Origin of the sequence: Roseburia yibonii (assembly GCF_014297335.1) — a bacterium.
In the GTDB taxonomy this organism is placed as follows: domain Bacteria; phylum Bacillota; class Clostridia; order Lachnospirales; family Lachnospiraceae; genus Roseburia_D; species Roseburia_D yibonii.
Genome location: NZ_JACOQH010000003.1, coordinates 157,813 through 176,996 on the forward strand (window position 1 = coordinate 157,813; position 19,184 = coordinate 176,996).

Sequence of the window (19,184 nt, forward strand, 5' to 3'; positions counted from 1 at the left end):
GGTTTAAAGTTTTACCTTTAACGCTTCTCCGGTAAAAGAAACGGTCTGCTCCCGTCCGCCGGAACGGATCACAAACTGACGGTACTTTTTCTCATAGCCGTCATGGATCAGTTCGATCGTAAGCTTCCCGCCGCTTTGCGTAAAGCGGTACAGATTATACGCGCCATCACGGTAAGCAAAATCCTCTCCATTGTCCTGATAGTTTACATAACTTCCATCGCCCGGATAAACATCAAGCACCAGGGTATCCAGTTCCTTCTCCCCGATATAATGCATCGGCTCATAATTCGGCAGAACCGTTCCCGCCTTCACATAGATCGGGCAGACGGAAAGCGGTGCCTCTTTTAAGAAGTACTTTCCACCGGAAATTTTTTCTCTGGTATCATAATCATACCATTCTCCCTCAGGCAGGTAAACCATCTTTTTGTGCGCCCCCTGTTCCGTCACCGGCGCTACAAGTATCCTTTCACCAAACAGAAATTCATCGTTTTTTGTAAAGGTTTCCGGATCTTTTTCATAGTGGAGTACCAGAGGTCTCATCACCGGCATTCCGGTCTGCTCCTCCTCGCGGAACAGATCATAGAGATACGGAAGCAGGCGGTAGCGCAGTTCCACATATTTTTTATAGATTTCACGCACTTCATCACCAAACAGCCACGGCTCCTGATTAATATTGCCTTTCGCGCAGTGGTTACGGAACAGCGGTGAGAAACATCCGACCTGCACCCAGCGCGCTAAAAGTTCACCGGTCGTATCCGCGCCGAATCCTCCGACATCGGTTCCGACGAAAGCCAATCCGCTCAATCCCATGTTGCACAGCTGCGGGATCGCCATCTGCAAATGCGCCCAGAGACTCTGGTTGTCCCCGGTCCAGAATGTCGTATATTTCTGGGATCCGGCATAGCACGCGCGTGTGATCACAAACGGTCTTTTCTGATCCCATTTCTTTAATCCTTCGTACGTTGCCTTTGACATCAGATGTCCATAGATATTGTGCATTTCCGCATGCGTGATCTCGCGGTCCTCATCGGTAAATACCACATCCTGCGGCAGTTCACCGTTAAAGCTTGCCGGTTCATTCATATCATTCCAGACACCACGCACTCCAAGGTCGACCAGATATTTCTGGTTGTCCGCCCACCAGGCGCGCACCGCCGGTTTGCCGAAATCCGGATAGACCGCGTCTCCCGGCCAGACCGCATTCACATAGACTTCCCCTTCCGGTGTCTTTGCGAAATAGTCGCCTGCGATCCCCTCGTCATATTTTGCGTAACCAGGGTCTAACTTCACACCCGGATCGATGATCGTCACCGTCTTAAATCCCATCTCCGCGATCTGCCCTATCACCTCACCCGGTTTTCCGAAGTTTTTCTCATCCCAGGTAAAGACACGGTAGCCATCCATATAGTCAATATCAAAATGGATCGTATCGCACGGAATCCCGTATTCACGGTACTTTTTCGCGATATCCAGAATCTCCTCCTTCGTCTCATATCCCCAGCGCGACTGATGATAGCCGAGCGTCCAGAGCTGCGGCAGAGGCGTGCGTCCGGTCAGATAGGTATAATTTTCTATTACCCCGCGCATGGTATCGCCGCCGATAAAGTAGTAATCGAGATTTCCGGCATTTGCACCGAAAAAGCAATAGTTCTCACTTTCCTTTGCCATATTAAAGAAGGACTTGAAGGTATTGTCAAAAAACAGTCCGTAAACGCAGGTATCACGCAGTGTGATAAAAAACGGCACCGATTTGTAAAGCGCCTTAAACGCGTCGGTATGCGCCTGCGGCAGATCCGAGTTCCACATCTCGTAATCATAATGTCTTTTATCCAAGAATCCCGGTTTGTCACCAAGGCCGTAGAATTTCTCGTCTCCCTGCATTTTCTTTACGATCTGGATCTTATAGTCGAGTCCGTCCCCGTCCACGACATCATGTCCCTCCGCACGGATCAGCTTCAAAAATTCCTCACTGACCTGCTTTGTGTATTCACGCTTTCCACGGTAGTCCGCGCAGAGCAGATTTCCATCCGCGTCATAAATGTCTACTTTAAATCCATCCGCAATGTGAACCTCCAGTTTTGCGGTCGTGAAGACGATACCGGCGTCATCACGCGAAACCAGAGCCTTCACTTTCTTTCGCTTTTCACCCTCGATCGCTTTCGAGCGGTGCTCTTTTGTCTCAAACCCACTAAACACGTTGATGATCTCATCGGTCACCGCCTCGATGACGCCTTCGCGCTCCTCAAAGCGGATCACCAGTTTCTGACCTTCCAGTGTATAATCTGTTATTTTTCCAAACATACGAAATCCTCCTGTTCGTTTTCTTCTATATTATTATAAGATGAGAAGCATTGTTCCACCCACGATCGCAAGCAGTCCGAAAAACGCTTTCGGCGACAGATGTTCCCGCAGAAATACCGAGGAAAAAATGACTGTCACAACAATGCTCAATTTGTCGATCGGCACAATGATGCTTGCCGGTCCCTGCTGCAGTGCCCGGTAGTAGCAGATCCACGATGCTCCGGTTGCGATACCGGACAGGCAGATGAAAATACCGTTTTTAAAGGTGATCTGTGAAAACTGATTCTGCTTGTGTGTCACAAAGACGACCACCCATGCCATGACAAGTACCACGCAGGTTCGAATCGCCGTACCGAGATTTGACTCCACGCCCGTGATGCCGATCTTTGCAAGGATCGATGTGAGGCTCGCGAACACCGCTGATAATACCGCATACAAAAACCAGCTTTTGCTCTTACTCTTTCCCGTGGATTCTTTTTTTGTGATCATAAGAAATGTTCCGGCTAAAATGAGCACCATCGCAAGGATCATCTTTCTTGTCAGTGCCTCATGCAGGATGATCACCGCAAGGATCATCGTAAGCACCGTGCTCGATTTATCGATCGGCGTTACCTTATTTACATCACCGAGCTGCAGCGCCCTGAAATAGCAGAGCCACGACGCCCCGGTCGCAAGTCCCGATAACACCAAAAAGAGCAATGATTTTGCCCCGATCTGCGTGATCGTATTCTGGGAACCCACTAAAAATACCATGAGCCAGGAAAAGATCACCACCACGATCGTGCGGATTGCCGTCGCCAGAGACGAGTCGGTCTTTCCCATTCCAACCTTCGCCAAAATTGCCGTAATTCCCGCAAGAAAAGCAGAACCAAACGCATATGTAAGCCACATAGATACATACCTTCTTTTTCTCTTGTTTTTTTACAAACTTATTATATACATGACCGCGCGAAGAAATCAATTTCTTATTGGTTTTTTCGCAAAAATGTGCTACCATTTGCACAGAATAACCGTGTCATACGAAAGAAAAAGGAGGAACCTGCCATGTCAGAGGAACATACACACGAACACCCGCATTCCCATGCGGACGGGCATCCGCACCACCATGAAAATACCAGGGCCGTTTTAAACCGTATGTCCCGCGCGATCGGGCATATGGAATCCATCAAGGCCATGATCGAGGACGGCAGGGACTGCAGCGAGGTCCTGATCCAGATCGCCGCTGTCCGTTCCGCGATCAACAACATCGGAAAGATCATTCTGGAAGACCATATCAGGCACTGCGTCGTGGACGCGCTTGAGACCGGTGACCAGAAGGTTTTGGACGACCTGGATGAAGCGATCAACAAATTTGTAAAATAAGGCAGGGATAGAAAGATGAAAGATCTGACAAAGGGAAATATCACCAAACTTCTTTTCGCGTTTGCGATTCCGGTTCTGATCGGATGTATTTTACAGCTCACCTACAGTCTCGTTGATACCCGTATCGTCGGTTCCGCGCTCGGTGAAAGCGCGCTCGCCGCTGTGGGTGCCACCAGTTCACTGAGCAGTCTTTTGATCGGCTTTTTACAGGGACTCACCAACGGTTTTGCCGTCATCGCCGCGCAGTTCTTCGGCGCGCAGGATTTTAAGGGCTTAAAACGCTGTGTCGCAGCCTCCCTATCACTTGGATGCGCCATTGCCATTTTTATCACCGCAGCTGCCCTGATCTTCCTGCACCCGCTGCTTATGCTGTTAAACACGCCTGCGGATGTCATCGACCTCTCCGGCAATTATATCTCGATCATTTTTGCAGGGCTTATCATTTCCATGCTCTACAATGTCTGTTCCGCCCTGCTGCGTGCGATCGGGGATTCCATCACACCGCTTATCTTCCTTGCGGTATCTGTTGTCCTCAACATTTTTTTAGATCTGCTGTGCATTTTTCCGCTCGCCATGGGCGTCCGGGGCGCCGCGGTCGCAACCGTGATCTCCCAGCTCATCGCCATGCTCGCGTGCTTTTTCTATATGATAAAACGCTACGAGATCCTGCGCCTGCACCGGGAGGATTTTCATGGGATCTCCGGTGAGCTGACGAAAGATCTGCTCAGCTGCGGCCTTTCCATGGGATTTATGAGTTCCCTCGTAAACCTCGGAACCGTTGCTTTGCAGACCTCGATCAACACCCTCGGCACCGATATCATCGTTGCCCACACTGCGGCAAGAAAGATCTCCGAGCTTTTCATGCTGATCTTTAGCGTATTCGGTACCACAATGGCTACTTTCTGCGGACAGAATCTGGGTGCCGGAGAGATCCGCCGCATCAAGGAAGGCATCAAAAAGTCCGTCCTCTACAGCTGGATCTGGTGCCTTGGCGTTATCGTCGTGACCTGGCTTTTCGCCCCGGATCTCATTTACCTCGTGACCGGAAGCAGCAACCCCGTCGTGATAAAAAATGCTGTCGCCTACCTCAGATTCGATACGCTCTTTTACTTTGTGACAGCTTTGATCTGCGTGATCAGAAATGCCATGCAGGGAATCGGCGACCACATCACTCCGCTCGTCTCAAGCAGCCTCGAGCTGGTCGGAAAAGTCGTCTTTGCCCTGATCTTTGTCCCGCTACTCGGCTACCGCGGCGTGATCCTTGCGGAACCTGTATCCTGGTTTATCATGGTCGTTCCGCTGCTCATCCAAATCTGCCGTACTCCGATCTTAAAAGAAAAACGCGCAGACTAGGCGAAAAGCTCTTTCGTCCATCTGCGCATTCCTGCGGCTTCACCGGTTTGGTGAAGCCGGTTTTTATTTTAAGAATCCGTTTACGATCTGCTCCTCGGCTTCCTTCTCCGTCAGTCCGAGCGTCATCAGCTTGATCAGCTGATCTCCCGCGATCTTTCCGATCGCAGCCTCATGGATCAGGCTCGCGTCAATATGGTTTGCTGCCAGAGACGGGATCGCTTCCACTCTGCCGGCATCCATGATGATCGCGTCACATTCCGTATGTCCGTAACATTTGTTATTTCCATTGATATGTGAATTGAATACCTGCTTGGAATGCTCTTTTGCAACCGAACGTGAGATTACGTTCGCGCTCGAATCCACGCCGTTTAGATCCACGGTGAAATTCGTCTCCGCCGTCTGCTCTCCGTGTGTCATGATCTTTTCATGGATCACTAAGGATGCTCCGTCTGAAAGATCCGCCTCGGTCGTACGCACGGTGGAACTTACGCCCTTGATCTGCACGGTCTCCATCTCCATATAACCGCCTTCCGCGATATGCACAACAGTGGTCGGATTTAAGATGCGGTCGCCCTTTCCATCCCCCTCACCGTAATGCTTTTCGATATAGCGTACCTTTGCGTCCTTTTCAATATAGAAGGTGTGGATGCCGTCATGCTCGGACGCCTGATCTCCGCAGTTGTGGATCCCGCAGCCCGCCACGATCGTAACATCTGCGCCTTCCCCGATATAAAAATCGTTGTATACAAGATCCTTTAATCCGCTTTCACTTAAAATGACCGGAATGTGGACACTCTCATTCACCGTTCCCGGCTTGATGATGATGTCAATGCCCGGCTTGTCCTTCTTGGTCACGATATCGATATTCGCTGTCGTATTGCGGCTCTCCAGTTTTCCGTTTGCCCGGATATTATACGCGCCTTCCGGCACTTCATGGATATCCGCGATCTCCTCTAATAAATTTTTCTCTATCTTATCCATCTTTTTCACCTGTCCGTTCTTTTTTCTCTCACACTAACGCGCGATCTTATCCATCAGCGTGCTGCACGCCTCCGATGTTTTAAGCAGCTCCGGAAGCACTTCCTCTTTCGTTCCGACCTTTCGCACTTCCCCGTCCGCGATCAGCACGATTCTGTCCGCAATGTTTAAGATGCGCTCCTGATGGGAAATGATAAGGATCGAGCCGTTGATCTTTTCATGCATATGCTCGAATACCTGGATCAGATTCTGGAAGCTCCACAGATCGATCCCCGCCTCCGGCTCGTCAAAAATAGACAGCTTTGTTCCGCGCGCGATCACCATCGCGATCTCAATACGCTTTAACTCTCCGCCAGAAAGGCTCGCATTCACTTCACGGTCAATGTAGTCCTTGGCACACAATCCCACCTCGGACAGATAAGAACAGGCCTCTGCCACGGAAATGTCCTTACCTGAGGCGAGCGTGATCAGATCCTTGACGGTCAGCCCCTTAAAGCGTACCGGCTGCTGAAACGCGAAGCTGATCCCTGCTTTTGCGCGCTCTGTAATGGAATAATCGGTGATATCCACGCCGTCCAGATAGATCTTTCCGCTGGTCGGCCGCACGATCCCGGCGATCACACGCGCCAGTGTGGACTTACCTCCTCCGTTCGGTCCGGTGATCGCCACAAAACGGTCATCCAGTTTCAGATTGATATTTTTTAATATCTCTTTATCTTTTGCGTCTTCATTTACCTGAAAACAAACGTCTTTTAATTCTAACATGTTCATCCCTCATCTGTTTATCCGGAATCTGTTCCGGTCACTTGTATATAGAGAATATCACAATTTCTTTCGTTTGCCAATTCTTTTGCTGTTTCTTCCTTATATTATAGGGATCACTTTCCTTCTGTTTTTTCACCTATTTTTCACACATTCTTCCATTTTTCTTAAGAAAACCATGTTATACTCATACACATGCCGCTGTTTTTTACGCCTTTTTTATTTTTATTTTACATTTTTTATACATTTTGAAATAAATTTAAAGGAAAAGTAAAATATTTTTATCCAACTTTACGATTGATTTTTACCACAAGAAGTTTTATTCTTTCATATGCGAGTTTGATGGCTCGCACTTTTTCAATACGAAATTTTAATTTTTGCATATACAAACACTAAGGGAGGATTGTTTCATATGCGCACACTGAAGGCTTTTTTTTCTAAATTACAGAATTTCAGACAAACTCTGCAGGAAAAGCGTGCAAAGAGAGAACCTAACGCTCGTGTCGTGAAGGCAGTTGCTTTCATGAACCGCTATTCGATTCTTTTTCATGGGATTTTATCCTGTCTGCTGTGCTTCGTGATCGAATGCATTTCCAGACGTTCGTTTTTCTCTGCATGCAGCTTTGTAGGCGGACACACACTGGCTTATTTCTACAATGCATTCATCATCTTTGTTTCGCTGTCACTTGTCTACCTGTTCAAGCACAGAGCACTGTTCCGTGTACTGATCAGCGGTTTCTGGCTGTTTCTCGGCACGATCAACGGATGCATTCTTTCCAAACGTGTTACACCGTTTGGTTACACGGACTTGAAATGCCTTTCCGATCTGTTCGCCATGCAGAACACTAACTACTTTACCGCGACAGAGGCGATCACCGTTGTGACGATCGTTGCGATTTTCTTTGCCATTTGCATCTGGCTTGGCGTACACGGTCCGAAGTTCCAGGGCAATAACCACCGTATTTTCGCCCCGCTTTTTGTAGTCGGACTTTTATTTATGCTTCCGATCACAACCAAGGCTGCACAGGATTCCAACATCCTTGCTTCTTATTTTTCCAATATCGCGCAGGGCTATGAAAACTACGGTTTTGTATACGGATTTTCTTCAAGCGTTGTCGGCCGTGGTATGACCAAACCGGACGATTACAAGGAAGAGACCATTGACACGCTGACTGCTTCTTCCGCAAACGCGGGAGAGACGACCGTTGCTTCCGATGACCAGCCGAATATCGTTGTGGTACTGCTTGAGTCTTTCTGCGATCCGACGGAAGTCAATTTCTTACAGCTGTCCGAAGATCCGATCCCGAATTTCCGGAATCTGTATGAGAACTATTCTTCCGGTTATCTGACCGTTCCTGTCGTCGGCGCCGGAACCGCAAACACCGAGTTTGAAGTTCTGACCGGTATGAGCATGCAGTATTTTGGAACCGGAGAATATCCTTATAAAACGATTTTAAAAGAGACTGACTGCGAGAGCATCGCGTCCGATCTTTCTTCGATCGGCTACGGCACACACGTTGTCCACAACAACGGCGGTAACTTTTACAGCCGTGCCAACGCCTTTTCCATGATGGGCTTTGATACTTTTACCAGCAAGGAAATGATGAACATTCAGGAATACACACCGCTCGGTGACTGGCCGACCGACAATATCCTGATCAATGAAACCAAAAAGGCCATGGATGCCACCCCGGATCAGGCGGATCTCGTCTATACGATCACCGTACAGGGACATGGCGACTACCCGACCGAAAAGATCATTGCAGATCCTGAGATCACCGTTTCCGGTGCTGACACACAGGAAGCAAACAATCAGTGGGAATATTATGTAAACGAGATTCATGAAGTAGATAAATTCATCGGAAACCTGACCGACATGCTCTCCAAACGCGATGAGAAAACGATCCTCGTACTGTTCGGCGATCATCTGCCGACCATGGGCTTGGAGGATTCCGATATGAAGTCCGGCGACATCTTCAAGACCAAATACGCGATCTGGAATAACTTCGGTATGCCAAAGCAGGACGCTGATATCACTGCTTATCAGCTTCTCGCAAACATCACCAACCAGGCGGGCATTCATGAAGGAACCATGTTTACCTATACACAGAGCCAGTTAGATCAGGGACTTACCGGAACAGACACTTACCGCGACGGTCTTGAGAACCTGCAGTACGACATTCTTTACGGAGACCGCTACTGCTACGGCGGCGAGGATAAATATCCTGCCACAGACCTTGTGATGGGAATTGATGATGTTTCAGTAAACCGCACCTGGATCAACAGCTCCGGTGATATCTGCATCAGCGGTTCCAACTTCACACCGTGGAGTAAGGTATTTATTAACGGAGAAAAGGTAAGTACGGCATTTATCTCAAGTTCTCTGCTGCGCATCTCCGCCGACAGTATTTCTGACGGTGACACGATCCAGGTAAATCAGATGGGCTCGAGCAATACCGTGTTCCGCAGCTCCAATGAGATCACTTATGTTGATCCAAACGCGGAAGATACCGAGGAGACGACCGAGACGGAAACGGAGGATACTTCCTCTGCAGATAACACCGATGGCATGACACCGGATGCCGAAACCACAGACGGTACCACACCGGATGTTGCGACACCGGACGGTACAGCATCGGACGCTGCGACTTCAGACAGCACTACACCGGATGTTACCCCGGATGCGGCAGCACCGGCAATACAGTAAGCGAATACGAAAGCAAACGGGAATGTGAAAGATTTCACATTCCCGTTTTTATTGTCCTGCAGCAAATACACGAACACGTCTCCCCAAAGACGTATATCAGCCTCTTTCTGCATGAAAAACTGTTTAACCGAGCGCTTTCTGCTCGGCGTTCCACATCGCCGCGTACTTGCCGTTCTTTTCTAACAGCTCCGCATGCGTACCGGCTTCCGCGATCCTGCCTTCCGATACGACCAGGATCTGATCCGCGTTTTTTACGATCGACAGCGTATGCGCGATCATGACCACCGTCTTTTTCTGCGCTAAGAGATTTGCAATCGCCTGTTTTACCGCAAGCTCATTTTCAATATCAAGGGAAGCCGTCGCTTCATCCAAAAGCAGGATCGGACTGTCCTTTAAGATCGCCCGCGCAATGGAAAGCCGCTGTCTTTCCCCGCCGGAGAGCAGATTTCCGTTTTCCCCGACCGGCGTGTCATAGCCCTTTTCCATCTTACGGATAAAACCGTCACAATTTGCCGCCCTGCACGCAGCTTCGATCTCCGCGTCCGTCGCCTCCGGTCTGGCATGCCGGATATTTTCCCGCACCGTATCATCAAACAGAAAGACTTCCTGATCGACCATTGAGATCCCGGTGAGCACCTGTTCCGCCGCAGCAGACAGAATGGACTCGCCTCCGATCCGGATCGTGCCGCCTCCTGCCTCGTAGAATTTTGCGATCAGATTTAAGATCGTGGATTTGCCGGAACCGGAATCCCCGACGATCGCCGTAAGCTTCTGATCCGGCGCGGTAAAGGAAACATCCGTAAGCACCGGCTCTCCCGGCACATAGGAAAATGCCACATGATCGAACGTGATCTCATGCGTCCCCGGCTGGAACGGCTTCCTGCTACCGGTCTCCTCCGGTTCTTCCGCCACGTTCTTTATCTTTCCCTTTGAGATCATCAGATTCTTATATCCGGTCAGATCCACAAAGATCGCGTTTGCCATCTTTGCGCAGAAGATCGGAAGCATACAGATCAGAAGATAGGATATCGTATCTAACGTTCCCGCCGCCCACGGTGTGTATGCGAGCCAAATGATAAGCGGGCAGGCAAGCCAGATCAGGATCCCGCAGACAGCCCCGATCGGCAGCACCTTTGCCTCGTAGAGGAAACTGATGTCGCAGAAATCCTTCATCGCCTTTGTCACCGTTTTATTTTTGGTTCCACCGATCCCATATGCACGGAAAGTCTGGATCCCGGAAATATATTCCACAATACTGCTGACATTTTCCGCACAGATGTCATTTTTCTCATTTCCATATTTGCGCACCATGTAAAAAGACAGATAAAGTGCCGGGATCAGCAGCAGATCCGCCGCAAGCAGGATAAGCCCCGCAGGAACATAGAGCGTCATCACGAAACCGATCAGCATGAGCGAGAGCGAAATATTCTTTGCCAGATCACCAATCTTGTGCGTCAGTATCTTTTCATAATTGTTGACATCACTGGTGAGCACCGAGATATACTCCCCGGTCTGCCCTTTGGAAAAACGGGAGAGCGGGATTCGCTTTATCTTATCACCGAGAAACAGACGGATCTGCCTGCTGACCGCCGCCCCTCCGATCTGCGCCCTGGTATAGCCAAAGCTGTAGATCACGATGCGGAAGAAAAAGATCACTGCGATAAGTCCCGTGACTTTAAGTGCCCGGGAAAGATCAAATGTTCCGCTCCACAAAAGCCGCATGACTGTATAAAGCAGCAGGAACAGGCTGCCGGAAAGCAGTCCTTCGACCATAGTTCCCGCGATCCCGATATAAAAATTTCTGTTTTTTTTAAACACGTTCTTATCTGTCATCCCGGTCTCCTCCTTTTCGCTGATAAGTGATATTACGCGCCGTCTCATAATCTTCCCACGCTTTGCGGTAATAGGCATTGTTCGCCCTTACCTCGTCATGTGTGCCGACACAGCTTATCGTGTGGTCTTCGACGACCGCCACGCGGTCACACATTTTCAGTGCGCTCAACCGGTGCGCGACCACAATGACCGTCTTTCCACGGCAGAGATTTCGGATCGCCCGGTCGATCTCCATCTGATTTTCCGGGTCTGACGCACTGGTCGCCTCATCCAAGATCAGAATCGGCGCGTTTTTTAAGATGGCGCGTGCGATCGCGATGCGTTGCTTTTCTCCGCCCGAAAACCGGGAACCGAAGCTTCCCACCTTCGTATCATAGCCATCCGGAAGCGACATGATAAAGTCATCGATCTGGGCTTCCTTTGCCGCCGCGCGCACCTCGGCCAGGCTCGCGTCACTGCCCATACGGATATTTTCCAGTACGCTCTCCCTGGTTAAAAACGTCTTCTGAAAGACGACCGCCACATTTTGCAAGATCTGTTCATAGTTTAATTCTTTCACATTTTTTCCGCCGATCAAAACTGCTCCGCCCTGCACATCATAAAAGCGGGAGATCAGCTCCACAACCGTACTTTTTCCGGCTCCGGAGCGCCCGACAAGCACAACACATTCCCCGTCTTTGATCTTCAGGTTGCAGTGGCTTAGTACCTCCGGCTTTCCACTCTCCGGTTCATAGGAAAAGCACACATCCTTTAACTCAATGTCATGCTCTTTCGGAAAATCCAGTCCGCCCTCATAGACCGGAATATTTAAGATCTCCGCTGTTTTTGTCACCGCATTTAAGACATTCGCAAAATTTGTGCCAAGCTCCTGCAGCGGCCGGATCTCGGTCAGATACATCGATCCGACATAGACAAACAGCAAAAACGCGCCCGCCGTAATCGAACCTTTTGAAAAAAACATACCGCCAAACGGCACCATAAAAAGCATACCGCATTCGATGATCACGAGAAACGCCGCAAACGGCGGCCCCATACGCTTTGAAGTCTCATTCCAGACCGCATTTTCTTCATTCACCGCACCCGAAAATTTGCAGAAGGACGCACTGCCCATATCGTAGGCTTTGATCAGTTTCATGCCGTTCATATATTCGATCATCACCGAATTTAACGAGGTGATCGAATGGTTTGCGCGCTCCATCAGTTCATCGGTGTTGCGAAACATGATCCCCATGACAGCCACCGCCGCCACAAGCGGGATCAGCGAGATAAATGCGAGCGGCACATTGACACTCATCAGATATAGAAAGATCACGACCGGTCCTACGAGATAGCAGACCAGATCCGGCAGACTGTGCGCCAAAAACAGCTCCAGCTTCTCTATGTCCTCGTTTAATACGGTCTTGATGTCTCCGGTACTCCGCTCGTTTAATGCCCCGAGCGGAACCTTTGCCATATGCTCGGCAACCATGCACCGCACCTTATACAGTGCGCCGTAAGCGCCCTTGTGTGAGGCAACGCCCGAAAGCCCGAAGAGCGCAAAGCGGAGGATCACTGCCACCGCGATCATGACCGCCTCGCGCATGATGAGCTCTTTGGTACAGCTGTGCGAAAATACCGCATTCATCAGCCGATAGATCCCAAGGTATGGCACCATCGTACAAAGTCCGCTGATAAACGATAAAAACACGGCTAAAAACAGCCAGATCCTGTTTTTTCCCGCCCAGTGTAAGAGCAATGCCACTCTTTTTTTCTTTTCCGGTTTCATTTTTACTCCCCCCTCTTTTCCTTTTCGGTAACGGAAAATATTTCCTTTATTTTTTCCAGATTTCCCGGTTCTACCGCAAGATCATCCAAAAGTTTTCCCTGATCCAGATGCAGCACCCGCGTACAGATGCGGCAGGCAAATTCATAATCATGCGTCACGACAAACACGAGCTTTCCCGCCGCCCGAAGCGCGCCGAAAAGCCCCGCGACCTGTACCATGCTGTCATAATCCAGTCCGCTGGTCGGTTCATCGAACACCAGAAGTTCTTTTTTGCATATCATGCTGACCGCGACCGCCACACGCTGTTTCTGACCACCGGAAAGTGTATTGGGATGCCGCTTTTTTAACGGAGCGATACCAAGCTCCTGCATCGTCTGTTCCACCAACGCCGGATCTGGATTTTTGATGCCAAACGAGCACTCCGCCTCCACGCTCTCCGCAAACAGTTCGTAACTGACATCCTGCATGACCATATAGGAAAGTGAAAGTCTCTTTTTCGCATTCTGCGGCTCGCCCTCCCAGAAAAATGTCCCGCCGCATTCCCTGTGCAGTCCACACAGTGCCCGGGAGAATGTCGTCTTGCCGGCTCCATTGTGACCAACGACCGCTATGACCTCTCCCCGTGCTGCGGCAAAACTGATTTCGGAAAGCACCGGCTGTTTTTTCCGAAAGACGGATACCTCCCGAAGCTCAAGCACCGGCTTTTCTTTTTTTGCACTGTCCGTATCTTGCGGACACACAGGAACTTCCTTTGTGAGATCGAGTGCGCGCAGCCCCATCTGTTTTCTCGTTTCGTCCGGGATCTGCCGGAACTCATCCGGTGTATAGATCCCGGTGATCCGCCCTTTTTCCAGATATACGATGCGGTCTGCCAGATCCATCAGGTAATAAAGCCTGTGTTCCGCCACGATCACAGTCTTCCCCTGCGCCTTGATCAGGCGCAAATGCTGTTTTAATTCCGCGATCGTATCCACATCCAGATTGGAGGACGGCTCATCGAGCAGATAAATTTCCGGATTCATCGCATACACCGACGCGAACGCGATCTTTTGCTTTTCTCCGCCCGAAAGTTCAAAAATATTTCTTCCGCGCAGTTTTTCTATCTGTAATTCTCTCCCCGTCTGCTCCACACGCGCGCGCAATTCTTCCGGCGGTCTCGCCTCGTTTTCAATGCCAAACGCAATCTCGCTGTCTGTGTCCACGTTAAAAAACTGTGTGCGCGGGTTCTGAAAAACCGAGCCGACCCGCTCTGCGATCCGATACATCGGCATATCCCGCACACGCTCTCCGTCCACGAGTACATTCCCTGTCATCTCTGCCGGATAAAATTCCGGGATCAGGCCGTTGATCAGACGAGTGACTGTTGTTTTTCCACAGCCGCTGCGTCCGCACAACAGCAGAAACTCTCCCTTTTTTATTGTCAGATCCAGATCTTTCACTCCATAATCCAGTGACACGGATTTTATCTCTATCATCATATACTCCTCCCCAGATACAGTCCCGCTGCAAAATAGCCCAAAAACAAGAGCACTGCGGCGGCATCCGTGATCCCCAGTCTGATCTGCACCAGACAGGTGCGCGGCTTTGGATTTTCAATGCCCCGTGTGACTGCTGCGATCGAGAGTTCATCCGCCGCCTTCGACGCCGCCATCATAAACGGCACATAAATGCATTCCACCGTCATGCCCGGAGCCGTAAGAAATCCTCTGACCGACGGAAATACGTCCCGCATCCGCATGGCGTCCTTAATATACCGCCAGTCCTCTCCGACCGTCGGCAGATAGCGCAGCATGACCGCCAGCGGGATCACCAGTTTTTTCGGTGCATGCAGCCGGTTCATTGCCGACAGAAATTCACTGACCTTTGTCGTGGTAAGCACCACGCCTGCCAGCATACCGCAGGCATAGACCTTATGTAAAAGTCCAAGGAATGCCACAAACATTGTCCGAAGCGTCCCGGTCATTTCCTGCATGATCCACGCAGTAAAAAAACAGATCAGCGCATAGGCGATGACACCTTTCACCGCATAGCCCCATTTGCCGAAGCCTGCCGCAAGCAGCGCGATAAGCACCACAAGCCCAAACTGATACGCAAGCGACGGTGCCGACATGGAAGACAGCACACAAAGCAGGATCAGAAAAAGCTTGGTTCTCGGATCCAGCCGGAACTTCTTTTTCCCGTTTTTGCAGATCATGCCGTGATACCCGCTTTTTCAAACTGTTTTTTTAACATTTTGCTGCCAACTGCCGCGCTGATCAGTGCCGCCGCCAGCGTTCCGATCAGCATGACTGCGAGAATGGCACTGTTTCCGGTCGCCTGCATCGTATCGATATAGCCCTGCTCCGTTCCGTTTCCAAGCATCGTCTTTGCCCATCCGTCCGGGTCCGCAAAAAAGACGAGATAGGAGCCGGTTCCACCGAGACTGTAGAGCATATAGGAGATCGCATTGATCTTCCGGCTGGCATATCCTCCGATCCCCGCAGCCAGATCCGCCACGATCCCCATAAGGATCGTTCCAAGCGCAAATGCCCAGTGCATACCGGTCACAAACCAGATGATGCCGATCAGCGCGCCAACAATCGTTATCGCAAAACGCTTTTTCACTTTTGCGATCAGTAACAGATAGATAGGTCCGCACAGTATTGCGCTCCCCACCGGCATATAAAAGGTGAGCACCGGATTTGGTGCGAAAAAGATCCCGCCCACCATGCTAAAAACCAGCATAAGCGCTGTGAAAATACCGATTGTGACCAGGTCTTTGACCGAAAGTCCCCTCTTTGCTGTTTGATTACTCATATCAGATATCCTCCTCTTGTCGCAGGCGATTGACCATCTGCCCACATTCTGTTAATATGTGATTAGTTCCTGCTAACCGCACTTATACGATACTGATTTCAAAGGCGGACCGCAATACGAAACTGGCAGTTTCGTCTTTTCGTTGCAAAGGTTCGTCTCATCGTTGCAAGGAGGTTACTTTTTGAAAAGCAAAATATTAAGTGACTGCTATGAGCCGCTTATGGCAGACCATCATTTTCTTCCGGCAGACGAATCTGCCAATGTCCGCTCCGTCGGGCAGTGCTGGACGCTTTCCCCGGAAGTCGGTGAGGGGTCCTACTGGATCTATGCCAAAAAAGATCTTTATGATATTAAGATCCATGATTTTCTTTTTTATGAAGACTGTTTTTTGGAATTTCCGATGCCGGAATGCCTTAGCATCACGCAGTACGAATCGATCTCCGGAGAAGAGCTCTCTCCGTACCGGCGGCTTTCCGCCGGCTGCATCAAGACTTTTATCGGCGGCTATGAACCATACAAAGCACTGATCCACAAGCGGATCCCCATCCGTTCCATCGGGATCGAGATCATGCCCGCCTACTATGAGGATTATATGAAAAAGCAGTATCCGGGAGATTATGTAAACCCATTTACCGCTTTTAAGGAAATTGACCAGACCATGGATTTTCCTGCCATGGCAAAGTTACTTTATGAAGTGAAAAATTACAGGGGCAGCGGGATCGCCGCCGGTCTCTACTATGAAGCCAAAGTTGCGGAAGCGGTTTCTCTTGTAGTCGAAGAACAAAAGAAGCTCGCCCACCGAAAAGAAAAAAAGCTGACCGCACAGGATACGGCACAGCTTGAAAATGTCATCGCATATCTGAATGACCATTATGCGTTTGAGATTCCATTGGACCGGCTCGCCAGGATCGCCTGCATGGGCACGACCAAGCTGAAATCATCCTTTAAGCAGCTGACCGGCTGTACGATCACGGAATATATCCAGCAGCGCCGGATGAGTCAGGCGGAGCATCTGTTGATCAACACGGATTTTTCCATGGGACAGATCGCGGAGATGATCGGTTATTCCACCTCGAGCCGCTTTGCGGAACTGTTTCGCAAAAGCACCGGGATCCTTCCGGTGGAATACCGGAAACTGGCAAGGGAGAAATAAAATGTGCCCCGGGAGGCTGATTTTTCATCTGCCCGGGGCATTTTTTTATGTTATCTTTCCAGATCAAAGATACTAAGCTGTTCTTCTTTTGACGGACTTACCTTTAACGATTTTACCTTCCGCTCCGTAATCCTGTCTTCTTCGTTAAGTACCCCGCAGAGTAGCGGCGCATTGGGATCATACTTCTCACAGTTTTGGCGGACACGCTCTTTACTCACGTTTGCGTAACAGTATCTGCAGCCGTTCTTACAGGTGTCATACGTTCCGATTTCCACGCTTTCCACACAGCCGCATGCGGGTCTTTGATTTTTATCTTTTGCCGCTTTTATCGGATAACCGGCAAGTTCCTCGACCAGTGCTTTCTCGATACAGCAGCCGGGCGCGATCCCGCATTCTGTCAGATCTGTATGTTCCGCACAGCTTGCCACGGTCATTCCGTTCTTTTTTGCCATCTCACTCAGTTTTCCTGCAAAGTCCATGAGATCCGTCTCTTTTAATTCATACGCATGGAGCTCTTCCATCTGTTTTTTGTTCTTCGCGTAAATATCAACAAAGCTGATCACGCACTTATGCGTATAACCCTTTAACGCATCCGCGATCTGCGAAAACGCTTTTAAATGATACTCCGGCGTATAAGTTTCCGTAAACAGGATCGGGTCATACCGCCAGATCACCCGTCTGCTCCCGATCCTGTCCGACAGCCTCTGAAACACCGGGATCATTTTTTCTTTTTTGTGCGGGACGCCGCACTCCATGTCTTTTCCATATCCGGTCAGTGTGAACTGAAAATAGTACGGATATGCCGCCAGTTCATCCAGCCTGTCCAACATCGGCTCCGGATTCTTCGTCCAGAACACTATGCAGTCCACGACCTCCGGCGACAGGTCTATTTTACTGATCTGATGCGGATTCATCGGATTTCTGACATAAACAAAGCCAGCCTTTATCCGGTTGTAAAACCACTCGGAATAGTAATTCGGGATGTCTGTTCTGCGGCTTACGCTGAGGATCATGATGATTATTTCCTGTCAAATTTTCTTTTTCTTTAATACAACAACTGCGATAATTGCAACAATCCCAACACCGATCGCAATGACCACCGGCAAAGGCAACAGGCATGTCTGCTCTACGGTTTCCGTTTTAAGTACTTCACCACACACGGTACACTTGATCACTTTTTCGCCTTTACTGAATAATCGAGGTTCTTTCACTATCGTCCAGTCTCCCTCCTGATGTCCCAGTGCGTCTGTTTCTTCAATATAAGTATCGCCACATCTGCCACAGGTATATGTCGTAGATCCTTTTTCTGTGCAGGTAGGCTCTTTTGTATCCGTCACATCATAAGAATGTCCAAGAGCCGGAATCTCATCTGTTTTTGTAATTTCTGTATTGTTAACGTTATTATATGTAACAGATCCAGCATCGGTACAGGTCGCATCGGTGCGTTCTGTCTCCTGCCAGCCAGCTTCCCATTCATCCACCGTTACGCATTTTGTCTTATCAACGTAATATCCATCTTCCGTCTTGAAAAGACCATTTGATGTTTCTGCAGTTATACTCACGATCGTTCCTGCATCCAGTGCAGACACCTTATTGCTCTTTTTGTTTGTATCATACAGATCCACTGCGGTAGTCGTTACAAATTTGCCCGATGCTTCCGATTCTGTAATGACTACTTCGGTCTTTTTCTTTTCCTGTTTTGGCGGTGCTGTCGTTACCGTTCCAGAAGAAGTATCCGTTGTACTAGATGATGCGCTTTCTCCTGAATCCGAAGGTGCCTCTGCTGGTGTGTTAGTTGTTGTAGATGTGTCACCTCCTGCCAATCCTTCCCTCGCTACAGCCTCCTGCGAAACAGCACCACTTGCAATAGCTTCATCCAACAGTCCTTCTTCTCTTAAAGCGTCAATCGCATTGTCTAAACTTCCTGGTCTTGTATCCGCATATACTACATTTCCCACTCCAACGACTGATACTCCCACCATCAGCGCACACGCAATATTTCTGAATTTCTTGTAATATTTTTTCATAAACTCCCGTATCATATCATTCCCTGTGTGGTAAAACATGAGTTTCTCCCACACATTCCTTTCATTTTTATTTTATATGGCTGCCATGTATTCTATAGCACTTGCTTGTAAATATCAAAGTCTCATAATTCAGGGAACTGTCAGTTT

The 19,184-nt window shown here is 49.4% G+C and carries 15 protein-coding genes; 4 read left to right on the forward strand and 11 right to left on the reverse strand.

The window, feature by feature from the left end:
* Positions 1–3: 3 nt before the first annotated feature.
* Both H8Z76_RS05655 and H8Z76_RS05660 read right to left on the reverse strand, forming a co-directional pair.
* Positions 4–2,301: a glycoside hydrolase family 31 protein gene (locus H8Z76_RS05655; protein WP_186981911.1), complete on the reverse strand. Its 2,298-nt coding sequence runs from the start codon at positions 2,299–2,301 to the stop codon at positions 4–6.
* A gap of 33 nt (positions 2,302–2,334) precedes the next feature.
* On the reverse strand, positions 2,335–3,192 hold the full coding sequence (locus H8Z76_RS05660) for an EamA family transporter (protein ID WP_186981912.1): 858 nt from the start codon (positions 3,190–3,192) through the stop codon (positions 2,335–2,337).
* Positions 3,193–3,345: 153 nt separating this feature from the next.
* Between H8Z76_RS05660 and H8Z76_RS05665 the strand changes: the two genes are divergently transcribed.
* Entirely contained in the window at positions 3,346–3,663 is a 318-nt protein-coding gene (locus tag H8Z76_RS05665) for a metal-sensing transcriptional repressor (RefSeq protein ID WP_186981913.1), read from the forward strand.
* Positions 3,664–3,678: 15 nt separating this feature from the next.
* On the forward strand, positions 3,679–5,016 hold the full coding sequence (locus H8Z76_RS05670) for an MATE family efflux transporter (RefSeq protein ID WP_186981914.1): 1,338 nt from the start codon (positions 3,679–3,681) through the stop codon (positions 5,014–5,016).
* A 63-nt stretch (positions 5,017–5,079) separates the two neighbouring features.
* Here H8Z76_RS05670 and H8Z76_RS05675 read toward each other — a convergent pair whose 3' ends face one another.
* Positions 5,080–5,997 (reverse strand): SufB/SufD family protein, encoded by a 918-nt coding sequence (locus H8Z76_RS05675; RefSeq protein ID WP_022515467.1) that lies wholly within the window; start codon positions 5,995–5,997, stop codon positions 5,080–5,082.
* Between the two features lie 33 nt (positions 5,998–6,030).
* Complete coding sequence (locus H8Z76_RS05680) at positions 6,031–6,759, reverse strand: ABC transporter ATP-binding protein (protein ID WP_022515468.1); 729 nt, start codon at positions 6,757–6,759, stop codon at positions 6,031–6,033.
* A 409-nt stretch (positions 6,760–7,168) separates the two neighbouring features.
* Between H8Z76_RS05680 and H8Z76_RS05685 the strand changes: the two genes are divergently transcribed.
* Entirely contained in the window at positions 7,169–9,463 is a 2,295-nt protein-coding gene (locus H8Z76_RS05685; RefSeq protein WP_186981915.1) for an LTA synthase family protein, read from the forward strand.
* Between the two features lie 123 nt (positions 9,464–9,586).
* Here the strand turns inward: H8Z76_RS05685 and H8Z76_RS05690 are convergent, their stop codons facing one another.
* The 5 genes from H8Z76_RS05690 to H8Z76_RS05710 are packed head-to-tail and all read right to left on the reverse strand — an operon-like array spanning position 9,587 to position 15,857.
* Positions 9,587–11,296, reverse strand: a complete 1,710-nt coding sequence (locus H8Z76_RS05690; RefSeq protein ID WP_186981916.1) for an ABC transporter ATP-binding protein — start codon at positions 11,294–11,296, stop codon at positions 9,587–9,589.
* Complete coding sequence (locus tag H8Z76_RS05695) at positions 11,286–13,061, reverse strand: ABC transporter ATP-binding protein (RefSeq protein WP_186981917.1); 1,776 nt, start codon at positions 13,059–13,061, stop codon at positions 11,286–11,288. The genes H8Z76_RS05690 and H8Z76_RS05695 overlap by 11 nt, the downstream gene beginning before the upstream one ends.
* 2 nt (positions 13,062–13,063) lie before the next feature.
* Complete coding sequence (locus H8Z76_RS05700; RefSeq protein WP_186982007.1) at positions 13,064–14,536, reverse strand: ABC transporter ATP-binding protein; 1,473 nt, start codon at positions 14,534–14,536, stop codon at positions 13,064–13,066.
* Entirely contained in the window at positions 14,536–15,255 is a 720-nt protein-coding gene (locus H8Z76_RS05705; protein ID WP_147618201.1) for an energy-coupling factor transporter transmembrane component T, read from the reverse strand. The genes H8Z76_RS05700 and H8Z76_RS05705 overlap by 1 nt, the downstream gene beginning before the upstream one ends.
* Positions 15,252–15,857 (reverse strand): MptD family putative ECF transporter S component, encoded by a 606-nt coding sequence (locus H8Z76_RS05710; protein ID WP_022516154.1) that lies wholly within the window; start codon positions 15,855–15,857, stop codon positions 15,252–15,254. Before H8Z76_RS05710 ends, H8Z76_RS05705 begins: the two co-directional genes overlap by 4 nt.
* 220 nt (positions 15,858–16,077) lie before the next feature.
* Here H8Z76_RS05710 and H8Z76_RS05715 point away from each other — a divergent pair, with 220 nt between their 5' ends.
* A complete protein-coding gene (locus tag H8Z76_RS05715; protein ID WP_186982008.1) occupies positions 16,078–17,010 on the forward strand; it encodes a helix-turn-helix transcriptional regulator in 933 nt (310 codons plus the stop codon).
* Positions 17,011–17,060: 50 nt separating this feature from the next.
* Here H8Z76_RS05715 and H8Z76_RS05720 read toward each other — a convergent pair whose 3' ends face one another.
* Both H8Z76_RS05720 and H8Z76_RS05725 read right to left on the reverse strand, forming a co-directional pair.
* Positions 17,061–18,023 (reverse strand): DUF1848 domain-containing protein, encoded by a 963-nt coding sequence (locus tag H8Z76_RS05720; RefSeq protein ID WP_022516152.1) that lies wholly within the window; start codon positions 18,021–18,023, stop codon positions 17,061–17,063.
* Positions 18,024–18,038: 15 nt separating this feature from the next.
* On the reverse strand, positions 18,039–19,037 hold the full coding sequence (locus H8Z76_RS05725; RefSeq protein ID WP_186981918.1) for a hypothetical protein: 999 nt from the start codon (positions 19,035–19,037) through the stop codon (positions 18,039–18,041).
* Positions 19,038–19,184 lie beyond the last annotated feature (147 nt).

What these genes read in the sequence shown, in the direction of transcription:
- H8Z76_RS05655 (WP_186981911.1), bottom strand. Translation starts at nt 2,301, where the DNA reads ATGTTTGGAAAAATAACAGATTATACACTGGAAGGTCAGAAACTGGTG.
- H8Z76_RS05660 (WP_186981912.1), bottom strand. Translation starts at nt 3,192, where the DNA reads ATGTGGCTTACATATGCGTTTGGTTCTGCTTTTCTTGCGGGAATTACG.
- H8Z76_RS05665 (WP_186981913.1), top strand. Translation starts at nt 3,346, where the DNA reads ATGTCAGAGGAACATACACACGAACACCCGCATTCCCATGCGGACGGG.
- H8Z76_RS05670 (WP_186981914.1), top strand. Translation starts at nt 3,679, where the DNA reads ATGAAAGATCTGACAAAGGGAAATATCACCAAACTTCTTTTCGCGTTT.
- H8Z76_RS05675 (WP_022515467.1), bottom strand. Translation starts at nt 5,997, where the DNA reads ATGGATAAGATAGAGAAAAATTTATTAGAGGAGATCGCGGATATCCAT.
- H8Z76_RS05680 (WP_022515468.1), bottom strand. Translation starts at nt 6,759, where the DNA reads ATGTTAGAATTAAAAGACGTTTGTTTTCAGGTAAATGAAGACGCAAAA.
- H8Z76_RS05685 (WP_186981915.1), top strand. Translation starts at nt 7,169, where the DNA reads ATGCGCACACTGAAGGCTTTTTTTTCTAAATTACAGAATTTCAGACAA.
- H8Z76_RS05690 (WP_186981916.1), bottom strand. Translation starts at nt 11,296, where the DNA reads ATGACAGATAAGAACGTGTTTAAAAAAAACAGAAATTTTTATATCGGG.
- H8Z76_RS05695 (WP_186981917.1), bottom strand. Translation starts at nt 13,061, where the DNA reads ATGAAACCGGAAAAGAAAAAAAGAGTGGCATTGCTCTTACACTGGGCG.
- H8Z76_RS05700 (WP_186982007.1), bottom strand. Translation starts at nt 14,536, where the DNA reads ATGATAGAGATAAAATCCGTGTCACTGGATTATGGAGTGAAAGATCTG.
- H8Z76_RS05705 (WP_147618201.1), bottom strand. Translation starts at nt 15,255, where the DNA reads ATGATCTGCAAAAACGGGAAAAAGAAGTTCCGGCTGGATCCGAGAACC.
- H8Z76_RS05710 (WP_022516154.1), bottom strand. Translation starts at nt 15,857, where the DNA reads ATGAGTAATCAAACAGCAAAGAGGGGACTTTCGGTCAAAGACCTGGTC.
- H8Z76_RS05715 (WP_186982008.1), top strand. Translation starts at nt 16,078, where the DNA reads ATGGCAGACCATCATTTTCTTCCGGCAGACGAATCTGCCAATGTCCGC.
- H8Z76_RS05720 (WP_022516152.1), bottom strand. Translation starts at nt 18,023, where the DNA reads ATGATCCTCAGCGTAAGCCGCAGAACAGACATCCCGAATTACTATTCC.
- H8Z76_RS05725 (WP_186981918.1), bottom strand. Translation starts at nt 19,037, where the DNA reads ATGAAAAAATATTACAAGAAATTCAGAAATATTGCGTGTGCGCTGATG.